Below are 17,503 nucleotides of genomic sequence, written 5' to 3'. Positions count from 1 at the left end.
GGCAAGGCGTGTTCACGGTCGCCCGAGTTGTCTGGAATGCCCTCCTGTGGTGACATCGACAACCGCCAAGGGAGGCACCGGCTCATGACGGCCGTACAAGCACATCCCCGAGCACACCCCAAGCATGCGCACGACGACGCGCCCGACACCTCCGGCGCGTTCCGCAGGATCGCCGAACTGCCGGACGGCTCGGAGAAGGAGGCCCTGCGGGAGGAAGTCGTCCGGGCCTGGATGCCGATGGCCGAGCGCATCGCCTCGCAGTACCGCAACCGCGGTGAAACGCACGAGGATCTGCGGCAGGTGGCCATGGTCGGTCTGGTCAAGGCGGTCAAGCGCTATGAACCGGACCGGGGTTCGGCCTTCGAGAGCTACGCCGTCCCGACCGTCGTCGGCGAGGTCAAGCGGCACTTCCGCGACCATATGTGGGGCCTGCACGTGCCGCGCCGGGTCCAGGAACTGCGCAACCGGGTCCGCACCGCCGTCCAGGAGCTGACCCGTTCGCCGGACGACCGTTCGCCCAGCGTCAGGGACATCGCACGGCACACCGGCATGGCCGAGGAGGACGTCCTCCTCGGCATGGAAGCGCTCGAGAGCTTTCGTACGCTGTCGCTGGACGCCGCACTGCGCGGCGCGGACGACGGCTACGCGCTGGTGGACACCCTCGGGTCCACCGAGTCCTCCTACGAGCGGGTCGTCCAGCGCGAATCCCTCAAGCCCTGTCTGCGCAGGCTCCCCGAGCGTGAACGGGAGATCCTCTACCTGCGGTTCTTCTGCGACGAGACCCAGAGCCGGATCGCCGACCGGCTCGGCATCTCCCAGATGCATGTCTCCCGGCTCATCAGCCGCACCTGCGCCCGCCTGGGCGAGGAGGTCGGTGCGCGTGCCGCGTAGCGACCGTGCCCTCGGCGACCACCACACCGATCCCCAACGCCGTGAGCGGGGCGCGCCTCATCCGCCCGGTCCCGCCTCCCGCTCCTCGGCGCATACGACGCACAGCTCCGCGTGGGGCAGGGCCAGCGCCCGCTCCCGGCCCTGAGGACGGCCGCATCGCGTGCAGATCCCGAAGGATCCGGCGCGCAGCCGGTCGAGCGCCGCGGCGGTCCGCTCCAGCAGGGCCTCATCCGCCTGCGCGCGCGTGCGCAGCTCCCGGAGCGTCATGGCCTTCGCACCCGTGTCCCCCGCGTCGAGATCGCAGTCCGCGCGCAACGCGGACGCGGCCTCCTCCGTCCGGGCGAGCTGCGACCGCAGCCGGTCCGCCTGCTCCGACAGCCGGTCCGCGGCCTCCTCCAGGTCCCGGGGCCGCAGCAGGGTCTCACTCGTCTCCGCTCTGTTCATCCGCCGCACCTCCCTGTACGTCCACGCCTTCGGGTCCCCGCCGTGGCCACGGTCACTCATGGCGGGCTATGCGATCGTTGAGATATGCGTGGCACGGCGGTGACGCTGTTCCTCTGCGGCGATGTGATGCTCGCCCGCGGTGTGGACCAGATCCTGCCGCACCCCGGCGCCCCGGAGCTCCACGAGCCCTTCATCCGCGACTCCCGGGCCTATGTCGAGCTGGCCGAGGAGGCGAACGGCCCGATCCCGCGCCCGGTCGACTTCCCCTGGCCCTGGGGCGACGCGCTGGCGGTACTGGACGAGGCGACACCCGATGTGCGGGTGCTCAACCTGGAGACGAGCGTGACCCGCAGCGATGAGTTCGCCCCCGGGAAGGACGTCCACTACCGGATGAGCCCGGACAACCTCCCCTGCCTGACCGCGGTCCGGCCCGACGTCTGCGTCCTGGCCAACAACCATGTGCTCGACGGCGGCCGGCGCGGCCTGGAGGAGACGCTCGACACCCTGGCCGCCGCCGGACTCCGGGTGGCCGGGGCGGGCCGTGACGCGGCCGCCGCGCGGCGCCCCGCCGTCGTCCCGGCCGGTGACCACCGCCGGGTGCTGGTGTTCTCGTTCGGCGCGGCATCCAGTGGCATCCCGGGCCGGTGGGCCGCGACCGAGGACCGGCCCGGGGTCGACTTCCTGCCCGATCTCTCCGACGCCCGCGCGGCCGCGATCACCGACCGCGTACGGCAGCTCAGCCACCCCGGCGATATCGCCGTCGCCTCCGTCCACTGGGGCGGCAACTGGGGATACGGCGTCTCACCCGACCAGATCCACTTCGCCCACGCCCTGATCGACGGCGGTGTCGACCTCGTCCACGGCCACTCCTCGCACCACCCCCGCCCGCTCGAGGTGTACCGCGGCAAACTGATCCTCTACGGCTGCGGCGACGTGGTCGACGACTACGAGGGCATCGGCGGCTACGAGCGGTACCGCGACGATCTGCGGCTGCTCTACTTCCCCGCGGTGGACCCGGACACCGGCCACCTGATGAGTCTGCGCATGGTGCCGTTGCGGTCACGGCGGATGCGGCTGGAGCGCACCGGCCACGAGGACGCCGCATGGCTGGGCGCGACCCTCGACCGGGCCGGGTCCGGCCTCGGCTCGCATATCGACGTCCGGCCCGACGACGTCCTCACCCTGCGCCGGCCCTGACCCCGCCGGATCAGACGATCTTCGAGCGCACCAGCCCGCCCAGCACCAGCGCCCCGGGGAGCAGCGGCAGCCACACCGTGATGAAGCGGTACGCCAGCACCGTGGAGGTGGCCGCCTCGACCGGCGCCCCCGCCGCGACCAGCGCGATGACCAGTGCCGCGTCGACCGAGCCGATACCACCGGGGGAGGGGACGACCGCGGCCACCGCCGTGGCGGCCAGATACGCGAGCATCACATGCGCCGGCCGCACTTCGAGCTCCAGCGCCAGGGCGACCGCCACCAGCCCCGCCGCCTGCAGCAGGGGAAACGCCAGTGAACCACCCCAGAGCGCCAGCGCCCTGGACGGCCGCATGTGCAGCGACCGGGCGTCGGCCATCGCGGTGCGGAGAAACTTCACCACGATCCGGCGCACCGGACGGATCAGCGCCACCCCGGCCACCAGTGCCCCGGCCGCCACCACCGCGCCGGCCACCACCATCCCGCTCACCGACTCCGGGAGCAGCGGGCCCAGCCGCAGCGCCTGGGGAAACACCAGGAACAGCACCACCAGCAGCCCCACCCGGGTTGTGGCCTCCGCCAGGAAGTACAGGGCGAGCGCAGCCGAGGAACGGGCGGGCGGCAGCCCGCAGCCGGTCATGAACCGGATGTTCACCGCGCTCGCGCCGATCCCCGACGGCAGCAGATGATTGGCCGCCCCCGCGGCGAACTGGGTGGCGAACAGCCGCCTGGCCGGCAGCCGCTCCAGCACCGTGCCCTGCCGGGCGAACGACACCGCCACCCAGCCGAGCCCGGTCGTGGCCACCGCCGTCAGCAGCCAGTACGGATTGGCGGTGAACATCTGACGGGCGCCAGAGCCGATCAGCGACCGGTGCTGGACCACCCAGTAACCGACGACGAGCAGCGGCAGCAGGCACAGGATCTGGCGCAGCGGAAGCCGCCGGAGCAGGGCCCAGCGCCCCGCCCGCTCCTTGGGCTGCTCCACGGGCTGGTCCAGCGGCTGCCCCGTGGGGCACGGCATCACGTCAGGCATCGGTCCGGACACTCCTCTGGTCATGGGATACGTGCCGGATACGGCTCTTGGCTCAGCATGTTCGCGGAACGCGCGCCGCGCAGCGGGAGCGCGATCAGCAGGCCGAGGCAGATCCACACATAGGCGTTGCTGCCGAGGAAACCGTCCACCCCGGTGGAGTCGAACCGCCACAGCCACACCACGCTGCTGCAGAGGAGCACGTACACCACCGCACAGACCCGGAGCAGCAGCCTGCGCCGGGCCGGTGTCGCGTCCGGCCGCAGCCCGCTGTCGACGAGCACCGCCAGGGCCGGAATCAGCCACACCAGATGGTGCACCCAGGTGATCGGGCTGATCAGACAGGCGGCGACTCCGGTCAGCGCGAATCCGGCCCGCTCGTCCCCGGCGGCCGCCGCGCAGCGCACCCGGTGCGCCCACACGGCCAGCACGGCGAGCACCCCGAGCCCCCACACCATTCCGCTCGGCGGAACCGGGTCGACCAGCCGGGCCAGCACCCCTTCCCACGACTGGTTGGAGACGTAACTGAGCACACCGATCCGGTCGGTGTCCCACAGCGCCTCGGTCCAGTAGACCCGCGAGGCCCCCGGCGCCACCGCCAGGGCGAGCAGGGTGGCGGCCGCGGCGGTGGCCGTGGCCGTGGCGGCGGCACGCCACCGCCGGGTGATCAGCAGATAGCCGATGAAGATCGCCGGGGTGAGCTTGATGGCGGCGGCGAGCCCGATACCGCAGCCCGCGAACCGGCCGCGCCCCGTGGACAGCAGCCAGGCGTCGAAGAACACCAGCACCAGCAGCAGCAGATTGACCTGCCCGAAGCTGAAGGTGTCCCGTACCGGCTCCAGCAGGGCGAACAGACAGGCCGCCACCACGAAGGCGAACCACTTGTTCCAGCCGTGCCTGCGGACGATCGGGCCGATCAGCCAGGTCAGCAGCGTGGCCGAGGCGGCCACATTGAGCACCATGCTCAGGGTGATCGCGGCCGGCCAGTCGAACAGGGCCATCGGCAGCATGCACAGCGCGGCAAAGGGCGGATAGGTGAAGCCGTAGTCCGCCCCGTCCGCGCCGGGGATGGTGAAGTCGTAGATCCGGCCGTCCCGCAGCCAGTGGCCCACGGCGCCGTAGTAGACGTTGAGGTCGAACCAGTCCCGGTGCAGCGGGACGAAGGCCAGGAAGAGCCCCACCGCCACGGTGAGGGCGAGCGACAGTACCAGCCGTCCGCGAGGTGTGGTGGGCCCCGTCATGCCGAACGCTCCGATCGGTGGCCGCCGTGTACGGCGGAGAGCGAAGTGCCGGTGGCGAACCCGGGCGTGTGCCGTACGCACCACAGCGCGCCCACCGCCAGCACGCCACCGCACACGGCGAACGTCAGTTGCCGCGAATCCGGTGCGAACCCGTTGGGCAGCACGGCCAGCGTGAGCACCCCGCTCCCGGCCACCACCGCCTTGCGCACCGTTCCGCCCGGCCCGGCCGCCGCGATCACGAACAGCCCCCACAGCACGTACCAGGGCCGGATCGCCGGGCCCAGCACCGCCACCGCTATCAGGCTCAGCCCCAACGCGTACACGGGCCGGGGGCGGGGTGGACGCAGCCAGGCGACCCCTATGGCAACGGCGGTGGCCAGCAGCCCCAGACCGTGCCACGCGGGGGCGGCCAGCGGAGCCAGCCCGCTGCCGACGGCCTCCAGCAGGGCTCCGGTGGCGCGGCCGAGGGTGCTGGTGAGCGCCCAGTTGTCCGGTGAGGCCGGGGTGGTGAGTGCCGAGATCCAGCCGTAGCCGGTGCCGGTGACGGCCGTCGCCACTCCGGTGGTGGCCAGGGCCAGCGCCCCGGTGGCCGCCACGGCGCCGACGCGGCGCCTGCGGCCCTCCACCCGGCGCACCCACAGCGTGGCCACCGCCAGCAGCCCCAGCGCGGCCGGAGCCTTGACCAGGGCGGCGAGCGTGACCAGCACCGCGCCGCAGGCCGGCCATCGGCCCGTCGCGGCCACCAGCCCGGCCCCGAGCAGTCCCAGCATCACGGCATCATTGTGCGCCCCGCCCACCAGATGCAGCAGCAGGAGAGGGTTGAGCGCCCCCAGCCACAGGGCGGCGCTCGGGTCGGTGCCGCAGCGGCGGGCCAGTATGGGCAGCGCCAGAACCATCACCGCCACACCGAGCAGCGCGATCAGCCGCAGCCCGATCACCCCGAGGGACGGTTCGGCGCGCGAGGCGTGGGCGACGGCGGATTCGAAGGCCAGCGAGACCGGGCCGTACGGCGTCGGGGTGTGCTGCCACACCGGCGCCACCTGTTCCGCCAGCGGCCCGCCGAGGCGTATGGGGCCGTGGGTGTAGACATCGATGCGGGCGTGCACCATGGCTCCCTGGGCGAGATAGCTGTACACATCCCGGCTGAACAGCGGCGGCCCGGGCAGCAGCGGAGCCGCCCAGACGGCGAGCGTGAGCAGCAGGGAGCGGGGGCCGGGCGGGCGCGGTCCGCGCACCTCGCGCCCCAGCAGCCACCATGCCGCGACCAGCAGCACCAGCCCGAAATAGGTGCTGATCAGCCCGAGCGCCTCTCTCCCGGAGTCAGGGGTGAGGGCGTCCCCCACCGGTAGCGCTCCGGCCGCCGCCCCGCCCGCCGCCAGGGCCACTGACCCAGCGAGGCCGAGAAGTCGGCAGTGACCCGGAGCGACGGCGACACCTTGGACGAGAACACGACGCAGCACCTCACCAGGGTCGCGAGAGCGCATGGCCGGAAATTGACGTCGCGGTCACCGGAGGCTGGCCGAGAGGTGTCGGCCGGGCCACACCGCAGGCGGGGTGGGCAGGATCGATGTCCATGGTGCCCGGTCGACCACGAGTTGACGCAGTTTGCGCAGCTCGCACGGGCTGTTCCAGCCGAGCACCCCGACCACCCGGCCCCGGTGTCCGTAGGCCACGACGAAGTGGCCGCCTTCGAGCTCGCCGTGGAGCACGGCGAGTTCGGCATCGGCGGGGAATATGCCGTACGCCTGGATATGGGCGTCGTACTGGTCGGTCCAGAAGTACGGCACGGGTGCGAACGGTTGGCCCGCGCCGAGCACATTGCGGGCGACGGCCTGGGCCTGTTCCGTAGCGTTCAGCCGGTGTTCCAGCCGCATCCGGCAGCCGAAGTGGTCGTTGTGCCACGAGGCGACATCACCGGCCGCGTAGACACCGGGCGCGGCACGGCAGGTGGGATCGCATTCGACACCGTTGCCCAGCTCCAGTCCGGATCCGGCCAGCCAGCCGACCGCCGGGGCGGCGCCGATGGCGACCACCACGACATCGGCGTCGAGCAGCGTGCCGTCGGTCAGTTCCAGACCGGTCACCCGGCCGCCGGACTCGAAGAACCGCCGCACCCCGGTGCCGCAGCGCATGGACACGCCGTTCTTCGTGTGCAGCCGCCCGACGAGACCGGCGATCCGGTCGCCGAACTGCCGCCGCATCGGCACCGGCCGGGGGTCGATCATGGTGACGTCCAACCGCATTCTGCGGGCCGCCGCCGCGGCCTCCGAGCCGAGGAAACCCGCGCCGACCACCGCCACCTTCACATCGGGCTTGTGGCGCAGATCGGCGCGCAGCGCGAGGGCGTCGTCGAGGGTGCGCAGCAGATGCACCCCGGCCAGATGGTGGGCGCCGGGCAGGCTGTTGGGGGTGACGCCGGTGGCGATGACCAGGGCGTCGTAGGAGACGCTGTCGCCGCCCTCCAGCACCACCCGGCGGGCGGCGGTGTCCAGACCGGTGGCGGACTTGCCGAACAGCAGCCGTGCGTCGAGGTCGGACAGCTCCTCGTCGGTGCGCAGCTTGATCCGGTCCGGCTCCCAGGTGCCCGCCAGGATCTGCTTGGACAACGGTGGCCGGTTGTAGGGGGTGTGGGGCTCGTCGCCGATGAGGGTGAGCCTTCCGTCGTATCCCAGGGTGCGCAGCGTGACGGCCGCGGTGAGCCCCGCGACCGAGGCGCCCACGACCACGACGTTCCCCGGTGTGTTCACGCGTCGGCCAGGGCGATGGCCAGGGCCGGGCAGACGGCGGCCGCTTGACGCACGTCGTCGTGCAGTTCCGCGGGTGGGCACTCGTCGAGGAGGACGGCGACACCGTCCTGGTCCCGCTGGTCGAACACGTCCTGGGCGGCGAGTACGCACTGCCCCGAGGCGACGCATTTGTCCTGATGCAAGGTCACCTGCATGGCGTTCTCCGGCACTGGGGGATCAACGGAAGGCGGTTACCAGACGAATGTTCGGTAACGGGCGGAACGGAGGCTAGTTCTCCTGCGTACCCAGCACAACACGCTCCGCAAGAAGCTGGCCACGCAGCGAGACATATGAGCCTGGCATGTGCACCCCGGGCAGACCGACCGGTCGGCCCGGGGAGAGTGTCCAAACCACCAGGTCACACCCCGGTCTCCGGGTCGTGGACCGCCGTGGCACCAGGTGGGGCATCAGCGCCTCACATGGCGGAAATACGCAGGTTACGAAAGTTCCGCATAGCTCACGTACGGTTCGAAGAGGTCGACGATTTCCACCTCACGGAGGATCCTTGCGCACGCTGCCCACATCGCCCGACTGGCTGACGCACCCTCTGCGCGGGGCGCGGACGCTGCGGGACCCCATACCCTGGGCGGCGGTGGCCCGCGGAGCCCTCGGCGTGGGGCCGGTGGTGGCCGTCGGCGTGGCCTCGGGACATCTGCCCTTCGGGATGCTCGCCGGGCTGGGGGCCATGTTCGCCCATGTCAACGACCGCCCCGCCACCCGCGCCACCCGGATCGTGCGCATCGGCCTGCCCGCCCTCGCCGGGGCCGTCGGCCTGCTGACCGGGGCCTGGCTGGGCACGCTGGGCCTCGGCATAGGGATCGCGCTCGCACTCGCCGCCGTCGGACTGGTCTCCGGCGCGATCAGCGCCATCGGGCCGGTCAGCTCCGCCGCCGGGGTGCAGCTCATGGTGCTCGCCGTGGTCGGCGCGGGCATGCCCGTCCCGGTGCCCCCGCCGGTCAAGGCGGGCCTGCTGCTCATCGGCGCCGTATGGGTGATCGCGATGGCCACGCTGCTGCCACGCGTCATCCACTCACGCCAGACCGCGCCCACCGATGAACGGGAAACGGTGGCCGCCGTATACGACGCCCTGGCCGACCTGATGACGGCGGTCGGCACCGACGGCGGCCAGGCCGCCCGGCGCCGGCTGACCGCCGCCTACGACGCCGCGTACGAAGCCCTCTACGCCCACCGGCTCCCCCTGCACCGCCTCGACGAGGAGGAGCGGCGGCTGCGCGACCGGCTGGCGGTGGCCGGAGCGCTCAGCGAGGGCGTCCTGACCCTCCTGTGGGAGAACGAACCGGTACCCGACCGCATCGCGCGCACCCCCGCCCAACTGGCCCGCTCGGTGCGGACCGGACTGCCACCGGGCCGGCTGCCCGCCCCCGTACCCGACACCGCGGGCAACGTGGCCATGCACCGGGCCGTGCTGCTCGCCGCCCGGGTCTTCGACGGCGAACCGGCGCCCCCCGTCGGTGCGGTCGTCCCCGGCCACCGGCAGCGGCTGCGCCGCGCGCTCGGTCCGGCCGGCCGGGAGTACGCCGCCCGGGTGGCCCTGTGCGTGGGCGTCGCCACCGTGCTCGCCCAGCAACTGCCGGGCGAGCACTGGTACTGGCTCCCCGCCACCGCCGCCTTCCTGGTCAAGCCCGACATGGGCCCGCTGGTCTCCCGGGCCCTCTCCCGCGCCCTCGGCACCGCCGTGGGCGTGGCCGTCTTCGGCGGGCTCGCCACGGTGTTCGGCCCCGGCACGGGCGGCACCCCCGATGCGGGCGCCCCCGCCATCTGGCCGGTCATCGTCGCGGCGGTCTGCTCCGCGCTGATCCCCGTCTCCGTACGCCACTTCGCCCTGCAGACCGCCGTGCTCACACCGCTGCTGCTGTCCCTCGTCTACCTCGGCGGCGACACCGACCCCGGGTTCACCCGGCTCACCGACACGCTGCTGGCCTGTGGTGTGGTGCTGGCCGCCGGGGCGCTGCCCGGGCTCGGCGGCCCGCGCGCCCAGGTGTCGGTGCGGCTGTCGCTCGCCGTCCGCGCCACCCGCGACCACCTGGACCGGGTGCTGACCGCCGAAGCGCCGTATGCCACCCGGCTGCGGCTGCGCCGCGAGGCATACCGCGCCCTCGCCGACGCGCGCCGCGCTGTGGAGGTGGCGAGCGCCGAACACCCGCCGTTCGGCCGGGACCTGGCGGCATGGGCGCCGGTGGTCTTCGCCCTGGAGAAGATCGTGGACGCGGCCACGGCCTGCGGCGTACGGCTCGATCAGGGCGCCCCGCAGCCCGAGCCCGCCCTAGCGGCCCGGCTGCGGGCCGCGCTGTCCGACCTGGCCGACGCCGTCGCCGCCCGTCGGCCCCCGACCGACCTTGTCCTGCCCGCGGGGGCGGCGGTGGGAGACTGCGCGACCCTCGCCGATGTCACCGCCGGGCTGCGGAGGGTTCGCGACCTGGCGGCGGGCTGAGGCCGCGCACCGGGGCTGCGGCGGATGACCTGGTACGCACTGCGGTGCCCCGCCCTGGCCCGCGCACACGTCACCGCCCCCACCATCACCCACACCAACGCACCGGTGACTTGGGGGGCGCGGTTCCGCTCGGGGTGCGCTCACTCGGGCCGGGCCCGCGGGACGTTCCAGAGGTGGTGCATGGCGTACGAGCGCCAGGGCCGCCAGCCCTCGGAGTCCTCCAGGTGGGCCCCGGCGCCGCGGGCTCCGGCCAGTACGGCGACATCCGACTCCAGCAGCACATCGGGGTCGCTCAGCGCCCGCATCCGGACGTAACCGGCCGTCCAGGGGCCGATACCGCGCAGCCCCAGGAGCTCCTTCTCGGCCCGGTCGCGGTCGGCGCCGGCATCCAGCCGCACCGAGCCGTCCGCGAGCGCGGTGGCGAGCGTGCGCAGCGTGGCGCGTCGGCTCTCCGGCATGCCGAGCTCCGCGAGCGCTGCCTCGGCCAGGTCCTCCACGCGCGGGAAGAGATGCGTGAGCCCGCCGTCGGGCCGCGCCAGGGGCTTCCCGTACGCGGCGACCAGCGCATCGCCCAGCACGCGCCCGGCGGCCACCGAGACCTGCTGGCCGAGCACGGCGCGCACGGCGAGTTCATGGGGGTCGGCGGTGCCCGGGGAACGCAGCCCCGGCCGCGCGCCCACCAGGGGCGCGAGCGCGGTATTGGCGCCGAGGCGCTCGGCGACCGCGTACGGATCGGCGTCCAGGTCGAACAGGCGCCGAATCCGCTGGATGGCGGTGGTCAGATCGCGCAGCTCGGTCAGGCGCAGCCGGCACTCCAGCCAGCCGTCGCCGGGCCGTTCGTCGATCTCGACGATGGCGCAGGCGTGCGGCAGCCGCAGGGTGCGGCGGTAGGTCCGGGCGCCTGGGCTCCCCACCATCTCCTCCAGGCCGGTGAGGGCGCGCCGGGCGAGATAGTCGAAGACCTGCGTGGTGTCGTACGGCCCGCGGTAGGCGAGCCGCAGCGGCACCCCGGCCGTCCCGCCGTTCGTCCCCAGCACCCCGCCGGTGGCCACCGCGGGCCCGGACAGGGAGGACTTCGCGGGCCGGGCGGCACGCAGTTCGGTGGGGGTGGCGGCGTATATCTCGCGCAGCGTGTCATTGAACTGCCGGACGCTGGAGAACCCGGCCGCGAACGCGATCTCCGAGGCCCGCAGGGCGGTGGTCTGCAGCAGGATCCGCGCGGTGTGGGCGCGCTGAGCGCGGGCGAGCGCGACCGGCCCGGCGCCGAGCTCGGCGGTCAACTGCCGCTGCACCTGCCGGGCGCTGTAGCCGAGCCGCGCCGCGAGCCCGGCCACTCCCTCCCGGTCCACCACTCCGTCCCCGATCATCCGCATGGCGCGGCCGACGGCGTCCGCCCGCGCGTTCCAGTCGGCGGAACCGGGCACGGCGTCCGGCCGACAGCGACGGCAGGCCCGGAACCCCGAGCCCTGCGCGGCGGCCGAGGTCGGGAAGAACCGGACGTTCTTGCGCCGGGGCGTGGTCGCGGGGCAGCTCGGCCGGCAGTAGATCCCGGTCGTGGCGACACCGAAGAAGAACTCGCCGTCGAATCGCGCGTCGCGGCTGCACACCGCCTCGTACCTGCTGTCGTCGCTCATCACACCTCCACTGTGCGCCCTGACAGGGGAAGCGCGCTGGCGGAAATCGGACGTGGCGCTCCCGGTCGCGTGAGCGTGAGGGAGGGGGTGCGTGGGCCGGTGCTAGCGCGAGCCGAGGACGGGGACGTAGGGCGGGTCGCGGTGGTCGTGATGGGCCTGGGCGATCCCCGCGAGGGAGGATCTGCCCAGCGCCTGGTAGGCGCCGACCAGCAGTTCATTCGCCAGCGCCTCCCTGACGGGGTCACCGAACGAGGCCCAGTGCAGATCACGGCCCAGCGCCAGCGCAGGCCGGGTCGCCGTGCGCGAGCCGCCGCCGGGCGTCCTCCGCGAGCCTGGCTGCGCCCGCGGGGTCGTCGAGCAGGGGATACAGCGTCCGGGCGAACCGGTGGGCACCGGGCCCGCGGTGCACCGGCCGCTGCGGTGAGGTCTCGCCGGACACGAGCGCCCCGGCACCGTCCAGGGTGGCGGCCCGCGCGGGGCCGGGCGGCGCAACCACACCGTCGTAGGCGCGCACGTACAGGGCGCCGGTCTCATCGCGGTCGCGGGTCTCCAGCCCGGTGAGGGCCTCGCGCAGCAGCTCCAGCCCGTGGCGCCGAGCGGCCATGTGCTCCGCGTCCCCGTCGTCGGCGAGGTCGTGCCAGTGGCTAGCTGTACGCGTGTGCGAGTGAGAGCGGACAGATCATCGACCGACGCCAGGTCGGACCCCTTGACCCGGTCGGCGGAGCTCAGGGGTGGCCGTTTCTCCGGAGCGTACTGCCTGGGCGACGTCCCAGGAGTCCTCGAACATGTAAGAGCGGCTGATGAGGCCATCGGGATTCACCATGATGTCGATCGCGAAGGGCGTGTCGATCACCTTGCCCGTCGCGCGTACGACGAGCCGTGCCCGTCCGATCAGGACCGCAGTCGTGCCGTCGACGACGATGCGCTCGATGTCGAAGAGTTCGCGGTCGGTGAGCTCGCTCAGCGTCTGGAAGAACGCCGGGATGCCGTCGACCGTGCGACGGCCCACCCAGGGAACGATGTCCGGGTCCCCGGGGACCTCCCAGGAGGCGTCCGGCGCGAACAGCGCCACCACGGCCGGGATATCGCCCGCCGCGACGCGCTTGAGGAACTCGTTCACCACTGTGCGTGTCTGGTCGCTCATCATCTCTCCTTCTCCGCCGAACGGGTTCGGCTCATCGGACTGTGCTTGTGCGGCTTCCGGTCAGGGCGCGCCCTGTGACTCGCCCCTGACACCAGGGGGTTGGTCGGTGAACCGATGCCATCGACAGTGCTGAGCGGGGTTCCTCCTGTCCGCAAGTAGCGCTGCGGGTCCCGGCCCACCCCCACACCGGACGGGGTGCCGGTGAAGATGAGGTCACCGGGAAGGAGCGGCAGAACCGCGGAGAGCTGTGCGACGAGCTCGGGGACGGAGAAGATCAAATCCCTGGTCCGCCCGTTGTCCGGCGAGCTGGACGGTCCGTTCGGACAGGTCCTGCCCCACGGTCAGGCCCGCCACATGGCTCGCCCCGCCAGGCGAAGTGCCAGAACTACCCGACGCGCAGCAGGACCAGCACCGACGCCATCGGCGAGGTCGTCGACCGGGCCATGGTCCGACAACGCGACCGGATCCGACGATCAACACCGAACTTGACCAAGCCGCTAGAGCTGGGTGGCGCCGCCGTCGACGAACAGCTCCGCACCGGTGGTGAAGGAGCTCTGGTCACCGGCCAGGTAGAGGGCGGTGGCAGCGACCTCGTCGGGACGACCGGCGCGGCCGAGCGGGGTCGGTGCGGCGGGCTCGGTCGCCTTGGGCTGATCGCCTTGCGGGAACGTGGCCCGCAGTTCGTCACCGCCGGGGGTTTCGACGGGGCCGGGGGTGAGGGCGTTGACCCGGATCCGGCGGTCGGCCAGTTCGGCGGCCCACGTGCGGGCTAGGCTGCGGATCGCGGCCTTGCTGGCGGCGTAGACACCGAGGCCGGGGGCGGCGCGAAGGGCCGCGCTGGAGGAGAGCAGAGTCACCGAGGCGCCGGCCGGCAGCAGGGGCAGGGCCTTTTGGACGGTGAAGATCGTGCCCTTGAGGTTGACGGAGGTGGTGCGTTCGTATTCCTCCTCGGTGATCTTGCCGAGAGGGCCGTAGTCCCCGAGGCCGGCGTTGGCGACGACGATGTCGAGGCGGCCGCTGCGCTCCTTGATCTCGGCGAAGAGCCGGTCGAGGTCGTCGAGATGCGACACATCGCCCTGGATACCGGTCCCGCGGCTGCCGATCTGGGCGACAGCGGCGTCCAGGTCCGCCTTGCGGCGGCCGGTCAGATAGACCGTCGCTCCCTCGGCGGCGAACCGGTGCGCGATGGCCAGACCGATGCCGGTGGAGGCGCCGGTCACCAGGGCGGTCTTGTTGTCCAGCTGTCCCATGGGGTTCTCCGAATCCTTGAGGTAACCATTGTTGTTACATTGATGGCGCGTGGAAGAGTGCCACCTCGGCGGCCGCGGGACGGGCTAGGCGGCCTTGAGTACGTCCCGCAGGACGTCCTCCAGTGTGGTTCTCGCCAACTCCCTGCGAAGGGTGGCCTCGATCTCGCCGTAGACGGCGGTCAGCGCCGGTCCGATGCCGTGACCCACAACGCACTCGGGGTCGGGTGCCGAGCGGTGCAGAGCGAAGACCGGCCCCGGCTCGACCGCCTCGTAGACATCGAGCAGGGTGATCGCCGCCAGGTCCCGTGAAAGCGTCCAGCCGGCGCCGGCGCCTCGCCGCGAGTCGACAAGCCCCGTCCGGCGAAGCTCGGACAGTAGGCGGCGGATCACCACCGGATTGGTGTTGACGCTCGTCGCGATCTGCTCGGAGGTGGCGACGTCGTGGCCGCGGCGTTGGTACAGCCCTATCCACGTCAGGGCATGTGCTGCGATGGTCAGTCTGCTGTTGGCGCTCACGTCGGACCTCACCTACCTTGACCCCGACTTCGTCGTAACAGTATATGTTACGTCTACGTGTGGCAAGTCCCTCCCCATCTGAAGCACCTCTACGGCGCCTACGAGGACGGCATCCGCTGTGGCATCCCGCACGAGGAACTGAGCTCGGTCTCCTCCATCAGCTCGCGCGCGATCGCCTCCGAGGGTGTCTCGGCCCCCTACCGGGCGCCACCGGGAAGCGACCAGGTGCCCGGGTCGCAGATGGGCTTGTGCGCGTCGCGGAGATGGAGCAGGTACTGACCGCGCCGGTTGAGCAGCAGCGCGGCGGTCGGACACACGCTCGGATCGACGAATGCCCGCGCACCGCGTCACGGCGCTGCGCCACCGCCAACTGCCCCTGGGGGCCGGGCGGTCGCTCGCTGCTAGAGTCGGTCAGGTGACTGCCGGGTCGGCCATGGGCCACGCACGAGTGAGGCGCCCGGCCTCGGCGTGAGTCCGAGGCGGGCCAGAGGCCCGCCCCTTCCTCCGTGTCGTTCCTCCCGGCGCCCGTACGTGGCGCCGGTTCCAGCGGATTCCACGATGCGGAGACACACCACAGATGTCCCACCAAACGCAGCCCCAACGCGACGCCGAGCCCCGGGCCACCGTCGTCCAGCTGAATCACACCGCCGTCTACGCCCACGATCGGCAGCTGTCCGCCGAGTTCATCGCCGCGATTCTGGGGGTCGAGGTCGGCGCCCCGTTCGGCCCGTTTCTGCCCATCGATCTCGGCAACGGCGTGACGCTCGACTACTACGAGAAGCGCGACGAACCCATACAGCCGCAGCACTACGCGTTCCTCGTCCCCGATGAGCAGTTCGACGCCATGATCGCCCGCCTGGAAGCGGTCGGCGTCACCTACTACGCCGACCCCGGCCACACCGACCCTGGACGGATCAACCGTCTCTTCGGTGGCCGCGGCGCGTACTTCGACGACCCCGGCGGTCACAACATGGAGATCATCACCCGGCCCTATATCCGCCCTTAGCCACAGGGGGAGTCGGCCGGCGGTGGCGCGCCCGAAAGGGCGCCCCGCCGGGCTGTACACCCGCGCGGCGCCTGCGTCACCATGTGCGGGGGGATGCGTAAGGGGGAGCGCATGCAGGGCGAGCCGGTGGCGCGTAACGAGTTCTCGGGCACCGCGCACACGGTGATCCAGGCGCACACCATCTATGGCGGCATCCACGTCAACGACGGCCGCCGCCCCGTCACCGGTCTTCGGCTCGCGGGTCAACTGCTGATCGCGGGCTGCTCGGTGGCGGTGGGCGCCAGTGTGTTCCCCCTCAGGGCACGGGGCGACGGGGACGCGTCCCTGCTGCACGGTCCGATGCTCGGCCTGGTGGCAATCGCGCTGGCCACGTTCGGCGGGTGGCTGGCAGTCCGCGCCATCCTGCGCCACCGCCGCTCCAGGGTCCTGTGGGGCGACCTTTCCGGCCCCGAGCTGAACGCGGCCGCCGACCGGCTCGCGAGCGCCGTACGGGAGCAGTTGGGCCGTGAGGAGCGGCTGCGCCGCCTACAGGATCCGGCGCCGATCGCGGTGCGGTGGGACACCGGACCCCAGGACCTGATCGACCGCTGGGAGAACGTCACCGGCGGCCCAGGAAGCGATCTGGCGGCGATTCGACAGCGGCGGCCAGGTGCTCGTGCGCCAGGACAACGTGGTCCTCAAGATGTACATGTTCGGAGTCGATCCCGCCGCGGACGCCCGGCTGCCGGAGTACGCCGAGGAGGTGCTGCACCGGGCACTGACGAAAGCCCGGCGCAGCAACTGACCGCTCAGGAATGTGCGTCGGCCAGGCCCGTCTGCTGCCGGGCAGCGTCCACGGTCTGCGCCAGCAGGACGGCGATGGTCATGGGCCCCACCCCGCCCGGCACCGGGGTGATCAGCCGGGCACGCTCACCCGCGGAATCGAAGTCGACGTCGCCAATATTGCCGGGGTTGTATCCGGCATCGATCACCACGGCACCCGGCTTGATGTCCTCGCCACGGATGTGCCGGGGCCGGCCCACCGCCGCCACGACCACGTCCGCTTCCCGGAGCACCGTGCCAGGATCGGCGGTCCTGGAGTGGCAATACGTCACCGTCGCGTCCCGGCCCAGCAAGAGCATCCCCACGGGCTTGCCCAGGATCGGGCTACGGCCCACCACGACAGCACGCCGGCCCGCGAGCTCGACGCGGTACTCGTCCAGGAGGCGCATGATCCCGCCTGGAGTGCACGAGACGAACCCCGGCAACCCGAAGCTCATGGCCCCGAAGGAGCTCATGGTGACGCCGTCGACGTCCTTCTCGGGAGCGATGGCCTCCCGATCGTCAGACCGCTCCCCGGTGGTGCTCCACCTCAGCGCCAGTCACGGCCCGGACGTCACTGTATGGCATTCCGGACGACCTTTGTGGTGTGTTTTTCTGCCGTTTCCCTCGCAGCCGCACACGGAGCGTTTCCATGGGTGCGAGTGAATGACACCCCTGGCCTGCGCATGTTCCGGAGGCCCCTAGACTATCCCGCAATCCTCACGTTGATCGGAGCACGACATGCGTCGCCTTGCCCTTGCCCTCCTGGCATGTTCAGCCCTCACACTCGCCGGGTGCGCGCAGGACTTTGACCGGGGTCCTGATGGGACAGTCACCGACAAGGTCAAGGACGGGAAGAAGTTCTACTTGGTCGTTGATCCGGCCAAGGGCGGCGACGAGAAGAAGTTCCGGGTCAGCAAGTACGACTACCACGACTGCAACCGGGGCTCGAAGTACCCCAAGTGCGTTGATGACTAGGGTCTGTTGAGCCTGAGGGTATTCACCGTCGGCAGGGTATTCACCGTCGGCCCTGACACTCCGCCCGTGTGTCGGGGCCGACTGACATTGTCGGCGCTGCCCTGTCCTGCCCTGCCCCGAAGGGCAGGGTCGGGTC

16 protein-coding genes and 2 pseudogenes are annotated in these 17,503 nt (G+C 72.0%); 5 read left to right on the top strand and 13 right to left on the bottom strand.

Features of this window, described 5'->3' with window-relative positions:
• The first annotated feature begins 84 nt into the window (after window positions 1-84).
• Entirely contained in the window at window positions 85-891 is an 807-nt protein-coding gene (locus STRVI_RS23165; RefSeq protein ID WP_014058054.1) for a SigB/SigF/SigG family RNA polymerase sigma factor, read from the top strand.
• Between the two features lie 57 nt (window positions 892-948).
• On the opposite strand, the gene STRVI_RS23160 is transcribed toward STRVI_RS23165, so the two are convergent.
• Entirely contained in the window at window positions 949-1,335 is a 387-nt protein-coding gene (locus tag STRVI_RS23160) for a TraR/DksA family transcriptional regulator (protein WP_014058053.1), read from the bottom strand.
• Window positions 1,336-1,419: 84 nt separating this feature from the next.
• On the opposite strand from STRVI_RS23160, the gene STRVI_RS23155 reads away from it, so the two are divergent.
• On the top strand, window positions 1,420-2,532 hold the full coding sequence (locus STRVI_RS23155; RefSeq protein ID WP_014058052.1) for a CapA family protein: 1,113 nt from the start codon (window positions 1,420-1,422) through the stop codon (window positions 2,530-2,532).
• 10 nt (window positions 2,533-2,542) lie between these two features.
• Here the strand turns inward: STRVI_RS23155 and STRVI_RS23150 are convergent, their stop codons facing one another.
• From STRVI_RS23150 to STRVI_RS23130, 5 genes are read right to left on the bottom strand one after another with little or no spacing between them, the layout of a single operon-like run.
• The gene (locus STRVI_RS23150) at window positions 2,543-3,562 is read right to left on the bottom strand and encodes a lysylphosphatidylglycerol synthase transmembrane domain-containing protein (RefSeq protein WP_014058051.1); all 1,020 of its coding nucleotides are present in this window, start codon (window positions 3,560-3,562) and stop codon (window positions 2,543-2,545) included.
• 20 nt (window positions 3,563-3,582) lie between these two features.
• Complete coding sequence (locus STRVI_RS23145) at window positions 3,583-4,800, bottom strand: glycosyltransferase 87 family protein (RefSeq protein WP_014058050.1); 1,218 nt, start codon at window positions 4,798-4,800, stop codon at window positions 3,583-3,585.
• Complete coding sequence (gene mptB / locus STRVI_RS23140; RefSeq protein WP_123060290.1) at window positions 4,797-6,284, bottom strand: polyprenol phosphomannose-dependent alpha 1,6 mannosyltransferase MptB; 1,488 nt, start codon at window positions 6,282-6,284, stop codon at window positions 4,797-4,799. The genes STRVI_RS23145 and mptB overlap by 4 nt, the downstream gene beginning before the upstream one ends.
• A 21-nt stretch (window positions 6,285-6,305) precedes the next feature.
• Window positions 6,306-7,547: an NAD(P)/FAD-dependent oxidoreductase gene (locus tag STRVI_RS23135; RefSeq protein WP_106685704.1), complete on the bottom strand. Its 1,242-nt coding sequence runs from the start codon at window positions 7,545-7,547 to the stop codon at window positions 6,306-6,308.
• Entirely contained in the window at window positions 7,544-7,741 is a 198-nt protein-coding gene (locus STRVI_RS23130) for a ferredoxin (protein WP_014058047.1), read from the bottom strand. Before STRVI_RS23130 ends, STRVI_RS23135 begins: the two co-directional genes overlap by 4 nt.
• A 350-nt stretch (window positions 7,742-8,091) precedes the next feature.
• Here STRVI_RS23130 and STRVI_RS23125 point away from each other — a divergent pair, with 350 nt between their 5' ends.
• A complete protein-coding gene (locus tag STRVI_RS23125) occupies window positions 8,092-10,038 on the top strand; it encodes an FUSC family protein (RefSeq protein ID WP_014058046.1) in 1,947 nt (648 codons plus the stop codon).
• Window positions 10,039-10,178: 140 nt separating this feature from the next.
• Here STRVI_RS23125 and STRVI_RS23120 read toward each other — a convergent pair whose 3' ends face one another.
• The 6 genes and pseudogenes from STRVI_RS23120 to STRVI_RS23100 all read right to left on the bottom strand — a co-directional run bounded on the left by STRVI_RS23120 (window position 10,179) and on the right by STRVI_RS23100 (window position 14,582).
• Window positions 10,179-11,672 carry an AlkA N-terminal domain-containing protein gene (locus tag STRVI_RS23120; RefSeq protein ID WP_014058045.1) on the bottom strand — a complete coding sequence of 498 codons (1,494 nt, stop codon included), beginning with the start codon at window positions 11,670-11,672 and terminating at the stop codon, window positions 10,179-10,181.
• A 265-nt stretch (window positions 11,673-11,937) separates the two neighbouring features.
• Entirely contained in the window at window positions 11,938-12,276 is a 339-nt protein-coding gene (locus STRVI_RS23115; protein ID WP_043236413.1) for a hypothetical protein, read from the bottom strand.
• A 75-nt stretch (window positions 12,277-12,351) separates the two neighbouring features.
• Window positions 12,352-12,816 carry a nuclear transport factor 2 family protein gene (locus tag STRVI_RS23110; RefSeq protein WP_014058044.1) on the bottom strand — a complete coding sequence of 155 codons (465 nt, stop codon included), beginning with the start codon at window positions 12,814-12,816 and terminating at the stop codon, window positions 12,352-12,354.
• Window positions 12,816-13,176: pseudogene (locus STRVI_RS48390) on the bottom strand (fumarylacetoacetate hydrolase family protein); the annotation flags it as partial. The pseudogene STRVI_RS48390 and the gene STRVI_RS23110, both read right to left, overlap by 1 nt.
• A 137-nt stretch (window positions 13,177-13,313) precedes the next feature.
• The gene (locus tag STRVI_RS23105) at window positions 13,314-14,066 is read right to left on the bottom strand and encodes an SDR family NAD(P)-dependent oxidoreductase (protein WP_014058043.1); all 753 of its coding nucleotides are present in this window, start codon (window positions 14,064-14,066) and stop codon (window positions 13,314-13,316) included.
• Window positions 14,067-14,150: 84 nt separating this feature from the next.
• Complete coding sequence (locus STRVI_RS23100; RefSeq protein WP_014058042.1) at window positions 14,151-14,582, bottom strand: Rrf2 family transcriptional regulator; 432 nt, start codon at window positions 14,580-14,582, stop codon at window positions 14,151-14,153.
• A gap of 577 nt (window positions 14,583-15,159) precedes the next feature.
• On the opposite strand from STRVI_RS23100, the gene STRVI_RS23090 reads away from it, so the two are divergent.
• Window positions 15,160-15,588 carry a VOC family protein gene (locus STRVI_RS23090; protein ID WP_014058041.1) on the top strand — a complete coding sequence of 143 codons (429 nt, stop codon included), beginning with the start codon at window positions 15,160-15,162 and terminating at the stop codon, window positions 15,586-15,588.
• 655 nt (window positions 15,589-16,243) lie between these two features.
• Window positions 16,244-16,372: a hypothetical protein gene (locus STRVI_RS55620; RefSeq protein WP_014058040.1), complete on the top strand. Its 129-nt coding sequence runs from the start codon at window positions 16,244-16,246 to the stop codon at window positions 16,370-16,372.
• Between the two features lie 4 nt (window positions 16,373-16,376).
• On the opposite strand, the pseudogene STRVI_RS23085 reads toward STRVI_RS55620, so the two are convergent.
• Window positions 16,377-16,907 (bottom strand): annotated as a pseudogene (locus STRVI_RS23085) (bifunctional 5,10-methylenetetrahydrofolate dehydrogenase/5,10-methenyltetrahydrofolate cyclohydrolase); the annotation flags it as partial.
• Window positions 16,908-17,503 lie beyond the last annotated feature (596 nt).

Source organism: Streptomyces violaceusniger Tu 4113 (assembly GCF_000147815.2).
In the GTDB taxonomy this organism is placed as follows: domain Bacteria; phylum Actinomycetota; class Actinomycetes; order Streptomycetales; family Streptomycetaceae; genus Streptomyces; species Streptomyces violaceusniger_A.
This window is presented reverse-complemented; position numbering and strand designations above follow the sequence as displayed.